Origin of the sequence: Deinococcus proteolyticus MRP, assembly GCF_000190555.1 — a bacterium.
GTDB classification, from domain to species: domain Bacteria; phylum Deinococcota; class Deinococci; order Deinococcales; family Deinococcaceae; genus Deinococcus; species Deinococcus proteolyticus.
This window is the reverse complement of the sequence record NC_015161.1, coordinates 1,766,576-1,782,754: the sequence shown is the minus strand read 5'-3', so window position 1 is coordinate 1,782,754 and position 16,179 is coordinate 1,766,576. Positions and strand designations below refer to the sequence as shown.

15 protein-coding genes are annotated in these 16,179 nt (G+C 66.9%); 9 read left to right on the top strand and 6 right to left on the bottom strand.

Annotated elements, in window-relative coordinates; genetic code table 11:
* Positions 1 to 24: 24 nt before the first annotated feature.
* Positions 25 to 720 (top strand): TetR/AcrR family transcriptional regulator, encoded by a 696-nt coding sequence (locus DEIPR_RS08485; RefSeq protein WP_013615415.1) that lies wholly within the window; start codon positions 25 to 27, stop codon positions 718 to 720.
* A gap of 24 nt (positions 721 to 744) precedes the next feature.
* Here DEIPR_RS08485 and DEIPR_RS08480 read toward each other — a convergent pair whose 3' ends face one another.
* The gene (locus tag DEIPR_RS08480) at positions 745 to 1,683 is read right to left on the bottom strand and encodes a DMT family transporter (protein ID WP_169310684.1); all 939 of its coding nucleotides are present in this window, start codon (positions 1,681 to 1,683) and stop codon (positions 745 to 747) included.
* Between the two features lie 366 nt (positions 1,684 to 2,049).
* Between DEIPR_RS08480 and DEIPR_RS08475 the strand changes: the two genes are divergently transcribed.
* The gene (locus DEIPR_RS08475) at positions 2,050 to 2,661 is read left to right on the top strand and encodes a C40 family peptidase (protein WP_013615413.1); all 612 of its coding nucleotides are present in this window, start codon (positions 2,050 to 2,052) and stop codon (positions 2,659 to 2,661) included.
* 166 nt (positions 2,662 to 2,827) lie between these two features.
* Here DEIPR_RS08475 and DEIPR_RS08470 read toward each other — a convergent pair whose 3' ends face one another.
* Positions 2,828 to 3,502, bottom strand: coding sequence for a uracil-DNA glycosylase (locus DEIPR_RS08470; RefSeq protein WP_013615412.1), 675 nt, complete (start codon positions 3,500 to 3,502; stop codon positions 2,828 to 2,830).
* Here DEIPR_RS08470 and DEIPR_RS08465 point away from each other — a divergent pair.
* Positions 3,501 to 4,094 carry a metal-binding protein gene (locus DEIPR_RS08465; RefSeq protein WP_148231821.1) on the top strand — a complete coding sequence of 198 codons (594 nt, stop codon included), beginning with the start codon at positions 3,501 to 3,503 and terminating at the stop codon, positions 4,092 to 4,094. The two genes, DEIPR_RS08470 and DEIPR_RS08465, sit on opposite strands and share 2 nt — an antisense overlap.
* Positions 4,095 to 4,161: 67 nt before the next feature.
* On the opposite strand, the gene DEIPR_RS08460 is transcribed toward DEIPR_RS08465, so the two are convergent.
* The 3 genes from DEIPR_RS08460 to DEIPR_RS08450 all read right to left on the bottom strand — a co-directional run bounded on the left by DEIPR_RS08460 (position 4,162) and on the right by DEIPR_RS08450 (position 9,072).
* Entirely contained in the window at positions 4,162 to 5,970 is a 1,809-nt protein-coding gene (locus DEIPR_RS08460; RefSeq protein WP_013615410.1) for a stalk domain-containing protein, read from the bottom strand.
* 115 nt (positions 5,971 to 6,085) lie between these two features.
* A complete protein-coding gene (locus tag DEIPR_RS08455) occupies positions 6,086 to 8,455 on the bottom strand; it encodes a hypothetical protein (RefSeq protein WP_013615409.1) in 2,370 nt (789 codons plus the stop codon).
* Positions 8,456 to 8,466: 11 nt separating this feature from the next.
* Positions 8,467 to 9,072, bottom strand: coding sequence for a glycerol-3-phosphate acyltransferase (locus tag DEIPR_RS08450; RefSeq protein ID WP_013615408.1), 606 nt, complete (start codon positions 9,070 to 9,072; stop codon positions 8,467 to 8,469).
* A 64-nt stretch (positions 9,073 to 9,136) separates the two neighbouring features.
* Between DEIPR_RS08450 and DEIPR_RS13975 the strand changes: the two genes are divergently transcribed.
* The 3 genes from DEIPR_RS13975 to DEIPR_RS08440 all read left to right on the top strand — a co-directional run bounded on the left by DEIPR_RS13975 (position 9,137) and on the right by DEIPR_RS08440 (position 11,034).
* Positions 9,137 to 9,730 (top strand): hypothetical protein, encoded by a 594-nt coding sequence (locus DEIPR_RS13975; protein ID WP_148231820.1) that lies wholly within the window; start codon positions 9,137 to 9,139, stop codon positions 9,728 to 9,730.
* Entirely contained in the window at positions 9,730 to 10,464 is a 735-nt protein-coding gene (locus DEIPR_RS08445; protein ID WP_013615407.1) for a HesA/MoeB/ThiF family protein, read from the top strand. The genes DEIPR_RS13975 and DEIPR_RS08445 overlap by 1 nt, the downstream gene beginning before the upstream one ends.
* 285 nt (positions 10,465 to 10,749) lie before the next feature.
* Complete coding sequence (locus tag DEIPR_RS08440) at positions 10,750 to 11,034, top strand: HU family DNA-binding protein (protein WP_013615406.1); 285 nt, start codon at positions 10,750 to 10,752, stop codon at positions 11,032 to 11,034.
* 138 nt (positions 11,035 to 11,172) lie between these two features.
* Here the strand turns inward: DEIPR_RS08440 and DEIPR_RS08435 are convergent, their stop codons facing one another.
* Positions 11,173 to 12,630 carry a phytoene desaturase family protein gene (locus DEIPR_RS08435; protein ID WP_049775125.1) on the bottom strand — a complete coding sequence of 486 codons (1,458 nt, stop codon included), beginning with the start codon at positions 12,628 to 12,630 and terminating at the stop codon, positions 11,173 to 11,175.
* A 69-nt stretch (positions 12,631 to 12,699) separates the two neighbouring features.
* On the opposite strand from DEIPR_RS08435, the gene tatA reads away from it, so the two are divergent.
* From tatA to DEIPR_RS13970, 3 genes are all read left to right on the top strand, one after another.
* Positions 12,700 to 13,206 carry a twin-arginine translocase TatA/TatE family subunit gene (tatA, locus tag DEIPR_RS14810; RefSeq protein ID WP_013615404.1) on the top strand — a complete coding sequence of 169 codons (507 nt, stop codon included), beginning with the start codon at positions 12,700 to 12,702 and terminating at the stop codon, positions 13,204 to 13,206.
* 64 nt (positions 13,207 to 13,270) lie between these two features.
* Positions 13,271 to 14,551: a YifB family Mg chelatase-like AAA ATPase gene (locus DEIPR_RS08425; RefSeq protein ID WP_013615403.1), complete on the top strand. Its 1,281-nt coding sequence runs from the start codon at positions 13,271 to 13,273 to the stop codon at positions 14,549 to 14,551.
* The gene (locus DEIPR_RS13970) at positions 14,551 to 16,158 is read left to right on the top strand and encodes a hypothetical protein (RefSeq protein ID WP_148231819.1); all 1,608 of its coding nucleotides are present in this window, start codon (positions 14,551 to 14,553) and stop codon (positions 16,156 to 16,158) included. Before DEIPR_RS08425 ends, DEIPR_RS13970 begins: the two co-directional genes overlap by 1 nt.
* Positions 16,159 to 16,179 lie beyond the last annotated feature (21 nt).

Sequence of the window (16,179 nt, the reverse complement as noted above, 5' to 3'; positions counted from 1 at the left end):
GCTGCCCAACAGGACTTTTTTGCCATGACCAAAGTGGACCGCCAGGAACAGGATACGCAGCGCCGCCGCCGGATCGCGCGCGCGGCCTTCGAGCTGTTCGCCCGCTCGGGGCTGGATGCCATCAGCGCGGCAGACATCGCGCAGGCGGCTTTTGTCAGCCGTACCAACCTCTACCGCTATTATCCCAGCAAGCTGCACATGCTGCTGGCGCACTTTGAAGAAACGGTAGAAGAGACCCGGCAGGCTGCGCTGCGCCGGCTGGCCGAGGGCAAGTCGCCTCAGGCCATCTGGCAGGGAATGACCGCCCGCATGGCCGACCTCGGCGTGCGCTACCACCACCTGGTGGGTGCGGTGGCCTCGGCGGCGCTGGCAGGGCCGGCAGAACAGTCATCTCTGCCGGCCCTGACCGACCTGCCAACGGAGGAGAATTTCCCCCAGACCAGCCTGAGCGAACTGGTCATGCCGGTGCTGCTGTCCATGCAGCAGCGCGGCGAGCTGCGCGACGGGGTGGACCTGCGTGTGCTGAGCGACCTGCTGGTGGATTCCTGCCTGCTGGCGCTGTTGCAGGGTCCGCATCTGACTCCGGAAGAGGTGCAGCGTGACTGGCAAGACCGCTTGGAACTGTTGTTGCACGGTGCTCTGCGTGAGGGTCAGCGGCTGGTGTGGAACCTGCCGGCACAGGTGTCTGCCCAGACCGCAGATTCCGGAGCGGAAGACTAGCGCCGTCCACTATGCCGGCTCCTGTCACTCGGCCGGTTGTTCCTCCTGCCCCGGCGCCGGGTGTGGCCTGCCCTGCACCCTCCTGGGCACCGAGAGCAGCAGGGTAGCGGCCAGAACCAGGCCGGCACCCACCAGGGCCAGCAGGCCTGGCTTTTCTCCAAACAGCGCCAGGGCCAGCAGGCCAGCCACGACCGGTTCCAGGCTGGCAATCACGCTGGTCTGAGTGGCGCTCAGGCGTTCCAGCCCCGCGCTGTAGAGCAGGTAGGCCAGGTAGGTGGACAGCAGGGCGACTGCGCCCAGGGCCAGCCAGGCCACCAGAGATTTGGCGGCGAAGTCGGTCAGCGGCAGCAGGCCCAGGGCGCCGACCGGCATCGCAACGGCGTAGAGTGCCGCCGCCGAATAGCGGCTGAAAAACAGCTTGCCGTACAGGTAGTACAGGCTGTAGCTGGAGCCGCTGAGCAGACCCCAGGTGAGCGCGGCGGGCGTGACCCGAATATTTTCGCCCCCGCCCAGTGAAATCAGTGCAATGCCTCCCAGGGTAAAGGCCACCGCGCCGAGTTCGCGCAGGCCGCTGGGCTCACGCAGCAGCAGCCATCCCCAGAGCGCCACGAATGCGGGCGCCGTGTACAGCAGCACACTGGCCAGGCTGGCCCCGGCCGCCTGCACCGCCAGCTGGTAGGCGCCATAAAAAAGACTGACCCCCACGATGCCGAACAGCGCCGTCCAGAGCAGGTCACGCCCCCGTGGGAAGCGCTGCTGCGCTGCAGCGGCATGCAGGGCGAACAGGGCCCCTCCCACCGCCGCCCGCCAGAAGGCCACCTCCAGCGGCGAGATGCCCGCCTCCTGCGCGTATTTCCCGAAGATCCCCAGCAGGCCCCACAGGCAGGCGGCCAGCACCACACAGAGCGTCGCGGGTAGCATGAAGCGGGGAGAGGCAAGGCGCGGAGCGGGCTGTAAAGTCATGCATAAGTATGTGAAATGCAACCAGATCTGTGAAGAGGCAGCCTGGTCTGGAAATGGAAGAGCGCGTGCTGAACGGGGTCGCTTCCCCGGCGTTCCGCAGAGAGACCTTGATATTTAGCCGATATCTTTAAGTCTGAAGTCCGCATGAACTGCCTAATCGCGCACCGGCTGAAACAGGTGTTCTGGACATGGTTGTAGGGTTCTGCAAGAAATGAGCCGCTCTATGAGAATCCTGATGAGATTTGAATCAGAGCCCAAAGATTAGGTTAGCCTAAAGCGCATAAACGCCGTATAGGTGCATAGAATAGGCCATTTCCCCAAAGTATTAAGGACGAGTAAAAGGAAGGCACGTACACTCGTTACTTGATGAAAGCACTACGCACCCTGCTGCTCTCGATTGCCGCTGTTCTGGCCACCACTGCTTCTGCCGGAAGTTACACCGTCAAGGCGGGCGACACCCTGTACAAGATTGCCCAGGCCCACGGCATGGGGACCCAGCAGCTGATGCAGGCCAATGGCCTGAACTCCACCACCATCGAAATCGGTCAGCGCCTGCAGGTGACCGGCGAGGCCCGCAGCGTCGGCCCCACGGTGAATGCCGCCGGCACCGGCAGCGCCACCGTGCGCACGGCCGCCAGCCGCTTCCTGGGGATTCCCTACCGCCTGGGCGGCAACGGGCGCGGCAGCGTGGACTGCTCGGCCTACACCCAGCTGGTCTTCCGGAACATGGGTATCAGCCTGCCCCGCACGGCCCTGGGCCAGTGGCGTACCGGCTACGCCGTGAGCAGCCGCAACCTGCGCGCCGGCGACCTGGTGTTCTTTAACACCACCGGCCGTGGCGTCAGCCATGTGGGCATCTACCTGGGCGGCGACCAGATGGCCAACGCCAACTCCTACTATGGCCGCTCCATGGTCGAGCGCATGTTCGGCAACAGCTACTGGGCCAGCCGCTACGTCGGCGCCCGCCGCGTGATGTAAATCTGAGTGACGCAAGTCTCAGGGTCTCCTGAGCCGGTGCTGCTTCCTGGGTGCGGGAAGCGGCACTTTTCTTTTGTCGGCGCTGACATGATTGCGGGTTCAGCGCAGCGAAACAGCCCCCGGCCAGCCTGAGTGGCTTTCCGGGGGCTTTTCCAGTAAGGCACCCTCAGAACAGCGGCAGCTGGCCTTCCGGCGGAGCCGGCTGCAGTGGAAAGGGCCGCTCGCCGCGCAATACGCCGGCCACCTCCAGAATGTCACCCCAGGTGAGGCTTTTCGGGCCTCCCTTCACACGGGTGTCGTTGCGCAGCAAATAGGCGGGGTGGAACATCGGCATCAGGGCGGCCGTTGCGTCGCTGCCGGGCAGGCGGTAAGGGTGCCACTGCCCCCGCAGACGCGTAATACCCTGCTGGGTGCCCAGCAGGTGCCGGGTGGGGGTGTTGCCCATCGTCACGATGACCCGGGGCCTGAGCAGTGCCAGCTGCCGGTTCAGCCACAGCTCGGTGCAGGTCTGGATTTCGGGTGGGGTCGGGGCGCGGTTGGCCGGCGGGCGGCACTTGACAATATTGGTGATGTAAGTGTCCTCGCGTCGCAGGTCCACGGCTGCCAGAATGCGGTCCAGCAGCTGCCCGGCGCGGCCCACGAACGGGCGCCCAGTGCGGTCCTCGTCGCCGCCGGGACCCTCGCCGATAATCAGCAGGTCGGCGGCAGGGGTGCCGTCGGCCACCACCACCTGCAGGCAGCCGGCCCGCAGCGGGCAGGCGGTGCAGCCCTTGTTCTCACGTTCCAACTCGTCCAGGGCGCGCAGGTCCGGGGCCCACAGGTCGCGTTCGGGAATGGTCATGGGGCCCAGCGTAGCCCAAAGCGCCCTGGAAGCCTCAGCCGGAGTTCGCATTGTGGCCGCCCTGCACGGCATAGTGTTGCCGGTGCCGAGCGGACGTGTACACAACTACATCAACATGGCGGTCTACGCGGCCTTGGGGGCCGGCGCGGTGTGGGCTGGCCGCGAGGGGCTGGTCACGCTGACCCAGACCCAGACCCTGCATTTTTCACTGGGCTTTCTGGCAGGCACCTTCTTGCTGTCGCCGGACCTGGACCTGTCGGAACAGGGGGTGAATTCCAAGCGCAACTGGGGTTTCTTGGGACCGCTGTGGGTGCCGTACGGCATGGTATTCAGCCACCGGGGGCTGTCGCACACCTGGGTCATCGGGCCGCTGACCCGGCTGGCCTACCTGGCCATTCTGGTGTTTCTGGCGGTAGGGGCGCTGCGGACCTTTTGGCCAGGCGTCAACCTGCCGGCCTTGCCCGACCCTATCGAGTGGAAGGTGCTGCTGCCGGTCACGCTGGGATATTTCCTTAGCCAGTGGCTGCACCTGATTGCGGACGGGATTCGCCCCGACCACGGCCTGCGGCGGGCGCGGCGGCGCCGACGCTGATGGTAGCAGCGGCAGCAGGGAGCCGGGCGGCACATGACCGGCTCCCTGCATCTCCCTCAAGCCGCGTTCAGGGCTGATACCACTTGTAGGTGTTTTGCGGCAGCCGGTAGAACACCAGATTGACCGGCAGGGCGCTGCCGTTGGACGGCATGAACTGGATGCGGACCCGGTCGGACTTGGCGCGCCACAGCAGCTGCGGCTCGTTGGGGGTCAGGGCGTTGCCCTCGCGCGGCAGTTTGATGACCTGGGTCAGGTCGCCGTCAATAATCCGCATGGCGCCCCGGTACAGGCCCCCGCGTGGGCTGAGAGCAACCGCGGTATTGGCGGCGCCGGTAAATTCCATGTCGTACAGCACGCCGTAGTTGCCCGCCAGGCGCTGAGTGCTGCCGGTGACCGAGTCGCGGCCGGTCAGGACCGGGTCGTGCTGGCCGTCGCCAATCACCACGCGGGCCGGCAGCTGGGTGAGCGCCGTGCTCATGGGCCGGTCGGCGCCCGCGAAGGTCCCGCGCTGGTGCCGGCCGTCCAGCGGCAGGTAGGGCAGTGAGCGCAGCACCGCGTCGCTGAGGGTCAGGCCGTCTTCCAGCATCACGAAGCTCACGGCCACTCGCCCGCTGCTCACGATGTCCTGCAGAATGCTGACGCCGTGGCCCTGGCTCAGGCTAGGGCTCACGTACAGGGCGCTCAGGCCGCCGGCAGGCACATTCACAGCGCCGCGCGCCGGACTGGCAAAGTAGTCCATCAGCGTGACCTGGCCCAGAATGCCTTCCAGGCGGCTGGGCGCGGTCTCGCCCTGGCGCGCCACCTGCACGCTGACCGGGCGGCTTTCCAGGTTGCGCGCCACGATGTACAGCCGTGCCGGACGGCCCAGGTCGTTGACGTGATAACCCAGCAGCCGGGCCTCGCCGCTGACCTGGTCCCCGTATAGCACGCCGCTCTGCTGCGGCTTCTCGGGACTGTCACTGAACAGCAGCGGCAGATTCCTGGGCGTGCCCTGGGTCATGTTCAGCGCGGGGTAGTTCAGCACTCGGCCGTCGGCGAAGCGGTCGCCAATCTGCCCGTAGCGCAGGGCGTAGGTGACCGGCGTTTCGGCCGCCTGACCCTCGACCCGGATGGTGCGGGTGTAGGCGGACGAACTCTGTCCGCGCCCGTTGGTGACCTGCAGGCTGACCGGATAGCTGCCCGGTGCCCAGTACACGTCCTGCCGCCCGGTCCAGTTGCGCGACGCGATGCCGCCGCCCTCAGGGTCGTAGGAGTACTCGGTGTAGACCACCCGCTCGCCCGGCGCGTAGACGGCCTTGTCGGTCGAAAAGCGGGCCTGTGGAGCGCTAGGCTGCGCCGCCGGGGATGGTGTGGGAACGGCCGGCGCCGGGGCAGGCCGGGCTGGGGCTGGAGTGGGTGCAGGCGCCACCGCGCCAGGCACTGCGCTGGGCAGGGCAGTGCGCGTAGGGGGCACGAACGAGCCTTTGGGCTGGGCTGTCAGCACCAGCGAGTTGCCGCTGCCGGTGCTCAGCTGTCCGCCCAGCCCGGCTGCAATCACCCGCGCCGAGACATACAGTTTGCCTCCCAGCACGGCCACGCTGCCCGCCTCCTGGCGCTGCCCACCCACCGTGGCGTAGCCGCTGTCGAGGTCCACCGACAGGTTGCCGCCCACCACGCTCACGGTGTTGCCGCTGCGGGTCAGGTAATAGCCCAGCAGCAGCACCGTGTCGTTCAGCGGCAGCATGGTGCGGCCTTCCACCACCTGCGGCGCGGCGATGTTGGCACTGCGGCCGTTGATCTGCACGCTGGATTCGCCGGTGCTGAAACTCAGCTGCAGCTGCGCCTCTGCGGCGCCCCACAGTCCCAGCCCCAGGCTGAGCAGACCGGGCCGCAGCATGCGAAAGAGACAGGAGACAGGCATTTGCGAGCGAAGACACATAAGCCCCAGTATGCCTGCCCAAGCTGATGGAAACCTTGAGACGGCCGGACGTGCGGCCGGCCGGGAAGCGGGCCTACAGCTGTTGCCGCGCCTGCCGCCGTCCCAGCGCCCATAAGCAGGCGGCATTCAGCAGCCAACTGGAGGCCATCACCGCCAGCGGCCAGGGGCTGGTCAGTCCGGGCAGCGAATCTGGCCAGCCGGTGGCCGGCCACAGGGAGAGCGGCCAGGGAAGGGCCGCGCTGGCCGCCCGCAGCGAGAGCGCGTAGCCGGCGGCCCAGGCCAGCGCGGCCGCCACGAAGCCTAGCAGCAGCAGTCCGCCCCAGACCCATTCGAGCAGCCCGCTGCCCGGCAGCACCCAGGCGAGCAGGTCACGGTCGGGGAGGTAGGCCGGCGGGCGGCCAGGCAGGGAGTCGCCGCTCCAGCGGGAAGCGCGTGCCGCGCTCTTTGCGCCGTCCGTATCTTCCAGGCTCACAGCGCTTACAGTGGCGCGGCGCGGGGGCAGCAATGCCAGCAGCAGGGCGGCCAGGGTCAGGCCCTCGGCCAGCCACAGCAGCGCCCAGGGGTGCAGCCGGCCCCGCCGCGCCTCGGCGGCGATAAGGCGCAGTTGCCCGGCCGGGTCGTGCAGCTGCGCCCGCCAGATGCCGGAGACGTCGCCGCTCAGCGCCCGAATCAGGCTGCGGTCGTCGGGATAGCACAGCCGCGGCTCGCCGGTGCGGTAGCGCTCCTGAAACTCGCTGCCCAGCGTGAGCACCGGAAAGCCCAGGTTGTAGGCGGCCGCCCCCAGGCCCGGCTGCGCGGCCAGGGCGGCCCGGAACAGCGAGTCGGCACCGGGCCGGTCGCCCCGCAGCGCCGCGATAACCCCCAGGTTGTTGCGGGCGCAGGGCAGACTCCGGGCCGCCTGGTACCGCACCCGCGCCGCCGAAAGGTCGCCCGAGAGCTGTGTGCTGAGGCCGCGCAGCAGCGCCGCTTCGGGGCTGCTGCCCAGCGGCAGGCGGGCCAGGCCAGTTTCGGCCCAGGCGCCGCCGTAGGTGCCGGTGTTCAGCGCCGGAGTGTCCAGCAGCTCGGCGGTGCGGCTGGCCCACAGCCCTCCGCTCAGGCTGACGGTCAGCGCCGCGCTCAGGCCCAGCAGCACCAGCCGCTCGCCGGTGCCGGCGTAGTGCAGCGAGGTGCGGCCCGCCCGCTCCAGCGGCCACTCGCGCCAGGCCCGCCAGCGCCCACCGTAGGGGGAAAGTTCGGCCCTCTGCACGGCGCGGCCCCGCCGGAAAAGAGCCAGCACGGCCAGCAGCAGGCTGAGCGCCAGGGCCAGCGAGAGCAGACCGCTGGCGTCGCGCAGCCGGGCCAGGCCCGCCGGCCCCTGATGGTACAGCGTGCCTTCCCGCAGTGAGGCGGCGAAGCCCCGCCACTCGCTGGCCTCGCCGGTGCGGTCCTGGCTTTCCAGCAGCGCGGCGTAGCGCAGGTACAGAGCCTCGCTGCCTTCGGCGCGCGGGTGCATGGCCCGCAGGTGCCGCAACCACACCTCAGCGCGGTTGAGCTGGCCCTGGGCCAGCAGCGTTTCGATATAGCCGGTGGGATTGCCGTAGGCGGCCAGCGCCGCCCGGCTGACTCGGATGGCCGGGTCGTAGCCACGCGCGGCGGCGTCGGCACGCGCCAGCTCCAGGGCATGGTCGGCCTGCTCAGGGTAGCCCGCCGCGTCCAGCCGGGCGGCCAGCCTGACCCAGACCGGGAACGGCTGCGCTGAGGCCATCAGGGTCTGCAGGTGTGCGGCGGCCTGCTCCGCCTGGCCGGCAGCGCGGGCCTGTTGCGCGGCCCGCAGGCCCAGAAAAGGGTTGAGGGGATCGCTGGCCCAGCGCTGGGCCACCCGCTCCTCGGGCACAGCGTCGCCGGCCTGCATCGCCCAGAGGGTCACGGCCGGGTCCGGGGCGAAGACCACCCGCTCCTGGGTGCCGGCTCCGTTCTCGGGGGCAATCAGGGTAAAAGTCTCGCGGTAATCGCCTCCGGAGACGGTGGCCCGCACCAGACCGCCGCTGCCGTCGAGCGTCAGGACCGGGGCAGACAGGTCATAGCGGGCCAGCACCCGGCCGGCCTCGTCGTAGGCCAGCACGGCCGGTCCGGCGCCCAGATAGGTCACGCCGCCCTGGCGCAGTGGTCCGCGCAGGGCACCCAGCTCCGGCGCGAAAGTCTGTGACCACACCACCTCGCCGCGCTGCAAGCCGGCCAGTTCACGGCCCCGCAGCGTGACCTCGGCCGCAAGGCCGCTGCGCTCGGGTGTCCGGGGCGTCACTGTGCCCGCAGCGGTGGAGGTTGGTAAGGCCTGCTGCTGTGCGCTGCCGTCTCCCGCTGCGCCCTGCCCCGGTGCCGTCTGCGCCTGAGCCGCTGCCGCAGCGAGCAGCAGGCCGGCTAGCCACAGGCCGCGCCCTGCCCGGCGTATCGGTTTCCAGTTCATAGGCTTCCAGTTCACAGGCTGCGGGCCCCCTGCCTGCCTTGCTCCCGCTGGCGGTCTTGTAGCAACATGTGCGCGGCCCGCACGCCCATGACCAGCGCCCCCAGCAGCGCTGCCCAGAAGCCGCCGCGCTGCCACGCCAGCCACAGCAGGACCGGAACCACTACGCCGGCCGTGACCGGCACCACGTTCAGCCTGAAGGAGCGCTGAAGCAGCCCCTTGTACAGCGGCATGAACAGGCCTGCGGCCAGCAGCGTGCCGGCCAGCGCCTGTGGGGCCGCCAGGGCCAGTGCGCCTATCAGGGTGGCGATGCCGCCCCCGCCCCGCCAGCCGAACAGCGGCGGGTAGCAGTGTCCCAGCACCACGAAAAAGGTGGCCAGTGCCGCGCCCAGTTCAGGCTCCTGCGGCATCAGCCAGCGGGCCAGCGCCACGGCCAGCGTTCCCTTGAGCCCGTCCATCAGCGCCACACTGGTGCCCACCAGCGGGCCGTACTGCCGCCAGCTCCCGCTGCCGCCGGGCAGGTCGGCACCCCGGATGTCCTGTCCACGCCAGCGCGAGTACAGGATGCCGGCCACCAGTGAACCCAGCAGGAACGACAGCAGGGAAACAAGCAGCCACATGGGGGTCAGTGTAACGCGGCCAGATTGGGGTTGGTGACGTCAAGCCTCTGGTAAAATTCCTGGCATGAAAAAACTGCAATTAGCTATAGGCCTTTTAGGCCTACTGGTTTTGGGTGAAGCTTCAGCTGTTATTGATGCCTACGCTAAACCCTCATTCGCTGGCACTGCTTGGTATTCAAGTGGCTACGCAGTGCGTCAAAAGATGGAATCTCAGGGCTTCACCTTTGTGCGCAAAGACTCGAGTTCTGGGGCGAACGATTTCGTCTATATGGGCAAGCTCCTAGGAAATGATGTCCGGGTAGACCACCTTTTTAACAATAGGGACCAACTTGTTAAAACCTCGGTAACTTTTAACAATAGCTATGATGTACTAAACCAATATAACTTAATGAAAAGGAATTTAGAGCAAAAATATGGTAAAGGAATTGAAATTTACACTGTAAATAAATATTCAACTTCGGCTTATTCTATAAAGTTTGATATAGAGAGAGGTGAAAAAATACTTTACGGTTGGAAATTTGATGGACATAACTACTTTATTTCACTAAGCATAGAGAAGCCGTATACAAATGGTGACTCTGTTCATACAACTATCTCTTATGAATCTCCTGCTTGGGATGCCGAATTCCTTAGGCGGCAGGCAAATACGCCTTTCTAATGGCTGATCCTTTAACCCGCCCCGAACTGCGCCGCTACAGCCGGCCGCTGCTGGTCCCCGAATGGCAAGAGGCCGCAGCGCAGGAGCGGTTGGCGGCGGCGCGGGTGCTGCTGGTGGGCGCGGGCGGGCTGGGCTGCGCAGTGGCGGCGGCGCTGGCCGGGGCAGGGGTGGGCCATCTCAGAATTTCCGACCACGACACAGTGGAGGTCAGCAACTTGCACCGCCAGCTGCTGTTCCGCACGGCCGATGTGGGCCGCTCCAAAGCCGAGCTGGCCGCCGCTCAGTCCCAGGCCATCAACCCGTTCACCCGTCCCGAAGTGGTGCCCGCCCTGACCCCGGACAACGCCCCGCAGCTGCTGAGCGGCGTGACCCTGGCGGTGGACGCCACCGACAATCTGGAGGCCCGCTACGCCCTGGCGGCGGCGGCGCACGCGGCTGGCGTGCCCTGCGTGTGGGGCGCGGCCAGCGGCACGTCCGGCATGGTGACGGTGTTTGCGCAGGGACGGCGGCTGCACGACCTGTTTCCGCCGGAGAGCGCCCAAGCCGACAGCTGCGACGAGGCCGGGGTGCTGGGACCGGTGCCGGCGCTGGTGGGGCAGATGATGGCGCTGGAAGCCCTCAAGGTGCTGGGCGGTGTGGGCGAGCCTCTGCTGGGCCGCCTATGGACCTTCGACGGCCTGAGCGGCCGGGTGCGGCTGATTGGCTTGCCTGAGCCTGTCACCGAGCAGGTCTGAAGTGAGGGGCGCGGGGAGGAGAGTCAGGTGCCCCGGCCCTTGCCCGCTTTCCCTGGCGTCGCGGCCACCGAGCAGTCGGCCACCGAGGGGCTGCAGGTAGCGCCCTGGGGGCTACGGGAGCGGCAGCAGATAGAAAGCCATCCAGCACTGGCCTGCAGCAAACAGAGTGTAACATTTTACCCATTTGTGCTAAGGTTTGGCCAAGTCCACGTGAAGCCTGACCCAAAGCGGGTCTAGCGCGGAAGCTCCGGCAAGTTCGGCTGCCGGCTTTTGTTGGAGGAAGCTATGAACAAGGGAAAAGTGGCAAAAGCAGAACTGGCTGCCCGTATCAGCGAGCAGACTGGCCTGTCGCGCAAGCAGGCCGGCGACGTGGTGGCCTCGGCCGTGGGCCTGATGGTGGACGCTCTCAAGCAGGGCCGCACGGTGGGTCTGCCCAATCTGGGCACCTTCAGCATTTCTCAGACCTCCCAGCGCCAGGGCGTGCGCCCCGGCACCACCGAGCGCATCACCATTCCTGCCGGGAAAAAGGTGCGCTTCAAGATTTCTACCGGCCTGAGAGACCAGCTCTGAGGCTGGGCTAAGCGCCGGCCCGGTCCTGCCCCTCTGGTTGCCCGTCAGCTCATCTACCGATAAGGCTGCGGCCCCGCCTGGTTTCTTCAGGACGGGGCCGCACTGCTGGTTACTGCGTGTGCCTAGCGGACTACCGACTCAGGCAAAGAGGTCGTGCAGGACCGCCTGCGCTGCGTGATAGCCGCACATCCCATGCACCCCGCCGCCGGGGGGCGTGGCCGAGCTGCACAGGTACACCTGCGGGTCGGGCGTGCGGTAGGGGGTGGGCGTGGGTACTGGGCGGGCCAGCAGCCCCGGCAGGTCGAAGCGGCCCCCGTTCACGTCGCCGCCGCCGAACACTGGGCTGAAGGCTTCCAACTCCGCCGGGGTGGTCACGCGGCGGTGCAGCACGCGGGCGCGGAAACCGGGGGCCAGCTGCTCCAGTGCGGCCTCGATGGTGTCGGCGTATTCGGGGCCCGTGCCGGCCGGCGCATGAGCGTACACCCAGAAGGTGTGCCCGCCCTGGGGTGCGCGGCCAGGGTCAAACAACGTGTGCTGCGCGGCCAGCAGGTAGGGGCGCTGCGCCAGCCGGCCCTGCGCCGCGCCGCGCTCGGCCTGCTCGATTTCCCGCAGTCCCCCGCCGATGTGCAGGGTGGCCGCCTGCGCCGCCGCCGGGTCCAGCCAGGGCACCGGCCCACTGAGGGCGTAATCCAGCTTGACTGCGCCCAGACCGTAGCGGAAGCGGGCCAACCAGGCGTCGTAGGCAGGGGTGGAGCGGCGCAGCAGCCGGCGTGCCACGGCCGGACTTGAGTCCACCAACACTACCCGCGCCGCTGGCAGGTCGGCCCGCGTGCGTACCGGCGTATTCAGCTGAATCTCGCCGCCCAGCCAGCGGAAGTACTCGGCCAGAGCGCCGGTCAGGGCCTGCGCGCCGCCGCGTGGAAAAGGCCAGCCCCCGGCGTGTGCGGCGGTGCCCAGCATCAGCGCCGCCGCGCCCACGCCGGGTGTGGTCATCGGCAGATTCACGTGCGCGGCCAGGCCCGCCCACAATGCGCGGGCTTCGGGCGTCTGGAACAGCAGCTCGGCGGTCAGTGGTGCGGGCGCCAGCGCCGGCACCCCGAAGCGGGCCAGGGTGAGCGGGTGGCGTGGCAGGCGCAGAAGGGGGCGCAGCGTGTCTTCCAGCAGTTCTGCTTGGGCCGTGACCAGCGGCCCGAACAGCCCGCGCCAGCGCCCGCCGTCCGGCCCCAGCACCTGCGCCGCCGCGTCCAGCTTCTGCGGCAACGCCAGCGCCCGGCCGTCCCACCACAGGTGCGCGTAGGGGGCCGGCGAGCGCACCCAGTCCAGCCCGAAGGCGTGCAGCGGCCACTCCTGCCAGGCGGGCGAAGCGTAGCCCAGCGGATGAATAGCGCTGCCGGTGTCAAAGGTAAAGCCCTGCCAGTTGCTGCTGCTCAGGCCGCCGCCAGGCTGGCTGTGGGCTTCCAGCACCCGTACCCGCAGCCCAGCGCGGGCCAGGGTGATGGCGGCGCTCAGTCCGTTGGGGCCGGCGCCCACCACGGCGGCGTCCAGTTGCCCAGCGTCCAGGTGCCCAGCGGCCACTTGCCTAGGGTTCGGGGTCATGGCCGCAGTGTAGCGGCGGGGGAGACGCACTTCACAGAACTTGGACATTCAGGGACTAGACTCGGACATATGAACCTCGGTCCGATGGAAATTCTGGTCATTCTGCTGGTGGCGCTGGTCCTATTCGGCCCCAGCCGCCTGCCCGAGCTGGGCAAGAGCCTGGGCAAGGGCATCCGTGAATTCAAGCGCGGTACCCAGGGCCTCAAAGACGAGCTGGAACTGAGCATGAAAGATGCCCCGGCTGCGTCTCCGTCCGCACAGAGCCAGCCTGTACACAGTCAGTCCGTGCAGGGCCAGCCCATACACAGTCAGCCTGTCCAGCCTCAGCCGGTGCCGGCCGCGCCCATGCCGGCCGCAGCTTCCGCCCAGCCTGCCGAGCAGGTGGTGTACGCGGCTGCCCCGGGAAGCGTGGCCCCGGCCGCGGCGGAACAACCTGTGCCCGCCCAGCCCCAGCCTATGCAGCCCCAGTCCATGCAACCTCAGCCCACCCAGCCCCTGCGGGCGTCCGACCTGGCGGTGCCCCCCGTCGTCGAAACCCCGGTGGAAGGCGGACCGGTGTCCTCTCACCGAGCCTGACGCGCAGCCGCGCCGGGGCTGGATGCTCTAAGCTGCTCCGCATGACCCACAGCCGAGGTGTTCGTTGCTAGCCCGTGTCCGCAGCGCGGCCCTGGTCGGGGTGGACGCGGTGCCGGTAGAGGTGGAAGTGGACGTTTCGCCGGGCCTGCCGTCCTTTATGGTGGTGGGCCTGCCTGACCAGGCGGTGAGCGAGGCCCGCGAGCGGGTACGGGCGGCCATTCGCAATTCGGGCCTGCCTTTTCCGGCCGCCCGTATCACCGTGAATCTGGCTCCTGCCGACCTCCGCAAGGAAGGTCCGCTGTACGACCTGCCCATTGCTCTGGGCGTGCTGGCCGCGCAGGAGCAGGTGCCGCTGGAAGCGCTGCGCGGCGTCATCTGTGCCGGTGAGCTGGCCCTGGACGGATCGCTGCGCCCGGTGGCGGGGGCGGTGAACCTGGCCCTGCTGGCCGCCGAGCTGGACCTGCCCGCGCTGGTGCCTGCCGGCAGTGCCGAAGAAGCCGCGCTGATTGAGGTTCCCGTGTACGGAGCCGGCACCCTGCTGGACGCGGTGCGGCACCTGACGGGCCAGACCCCGCTGCCGCTGACCGCGCCCCCGCAGCCTGAAGCCGACTGGCCTGCTGGCCCCGATCTGGCCGACGTCAAGGGCCAGACGGCTGCCAAGCGGGCTCTGGAAATCGCGGCGGCCGGTGGCCACAACCTGCTGATGGTGGGCAGTCCCGGCAGCGGCAAAACCATGCTGGCCCGCCGCGCCGCCGGGCTGCTGCCGCCGCTCACCCGCGCCGAGGCGCTGGAGGTCACCCGCATTCATTCGGCGGCGGGGCTGCTCACGCGGGGTGGGCTGCTGGGAGCTGCGCCCTACCGCCACCCGCACCACACCGTGTCCGACGCCGGTCTGATCGGCGGCGGCAGTATTCCCAAGCCCGGTGAGGTGAGCCTGGCGCACCGGGGGCTGCTGTTTCTGGACGAATTTCCGGAGTTTTCCCGCAAGGCCCTGGAAACCCTGCGCCAGCCGCTGGAAGACGGCCGGGTGACCATCTCGCGTGCGCGGGCCAGTGTGGAGTACCCGGCCCGCTTTCAGCTGATCGCCGCGATGAATCCTTGCCCCTGCGGGCACCTGGGCGACCCGGAGCGGCCCTGCACCTGCACGCCCGCGCAGCGCACCCGCTATCAGGCCCGGCTGAGCGGCCCGCTGCTGGACCGCATTGACCTCACCGTGCAGGTGCCGCGCCTGACGGTGGACGAGCTGACCCGCGCTCCCCAGGGAGAAAGCACCGCGCATGTCAATAAAAACGCTAACTGCGACTCGTACAAATTGGGTGAGACTGAAGTCAGGCGGGCGGCCTGATGAAGAAGTGGCCGCAGCTGAATGCCCTTCCAGAAGACAATCGTCTCTGGATGCTCATTTGGCTGGGACCACTTGAACCTAGGCCCGGAAACAGTCAACCAGGCCTACTCGCCTTTCTGGCGGCTATCCCATACTCTGCCCGCCGCTCACCCGCCCAGGTCAATTATGGGCGGTTCCCTCAGAGTTTTGATCTTGAGCGCGTTCTGCGCGTGGAATTCAGCCTTGGGGACCTGCCTGCTTTACACGTTGGCATGATGTTCCGTAATCGCAAGCTGGTACGTAACCGCCGCCCACTCACCATCACTGAAACTTTCCTGGCTGACTTCGACAGTCACAAGGCCCTGCGACTCACCGAATCCCCTGACCTGAATGCCACCAACACCCTGACTGGTAATGCATGGGACATGCTCAGTCACAGCGGATACGTTGCCCTTGAAACCAATAGCCGCCGACTGCTCGTTCCTGCCCTTGAACTCATCCGCTGGAGCTACGGCACATCTTCCCGAGTCCTTCAGAGCATCGTTTCCGGTGAAATTGGCTCGGTTCTCTCTGAAATCAGCCAAAGTGGTGTCCTGCAAGATGGCATCTACAAATATCCCCTCCCCAAAGGCTTTCCAGCCACCGATACCCCTCAACTGGCCTGGCTCACCCTCGACCCGGTAGCCCGCAAAGCTGCCCTTCAACTGGCGAATGAACTCTCTGTAGGTCAACGCCAAACCTCACAGGGCCTGTTTGTGTACCCCAAGGTTGCTTTCCCATATCGGGGCCTGCGCCGTTTCACCTGCCAGGGCCGCTACCTCGCAGACAGCTTCCTGGTCACTCGAATCATCGATCTGGACCTCTCCTTGCCCTTCAATGAAGTCCAGCTTCTTCAGGAAAGTGGGGAGGCGTATTCGTCCATGCAATTGGAAACCCAGACTAGAACTTTACGGCGAAAGGTCAAAAACGCCAGTCAAATCAGCCTGCATTCCAATATTGAACCTCAGAGCAACCGCTCCGCTGTTCTCCTTCCAGCTCTTCCCGCTCTGTTCAGTGACCGGGTGCCGATTTCCCTTCAGCACAGCGATAGGGAAGGGCACAGTTCCTTCTCTCCCTTCTTCATCCCGTCTCCACGCCACCTCACTACTGGGACAGGCCAGGACAGAAGTAGTCCAGCGCGGCAAGCGGTGCTTCAAGGGGAAAAGATTGAAGCACCTATCGAGAACGACGACTTCAGAGGCCTACGCCAGATGTTGCCCCATCTGAACCTGCCTTATAAGGAATTGACCATTAACAATCCGGGAGGTACAGAAAGCCGCTTCGGCAACCTCCTTAAGCCAGATGGTGAACGGGTTGGTTGCCTGGTCATTGAACTCCAAAACGATGATCAATACTGGTATCTGCTTGAAAAGGAACGGGTTAATGAAGTCTGTGGTTCACTCCTGCTCGCTACCAGAAAGCTTCAGGCGGATGAGCAAACTATTACCGCACTGATGGATACCTGGAGACGAAAACGCCGCTGGCCCGGCCAGCTGCCAGAATGGTACCTGCAACGCATCGCTCACAGTTTCACCAGTGCCGAAACTTACGCTGCAGGTATCCTCAGACGCTTGCGTTTGCCCTCATAGACGTGTATCTATACACTTTAG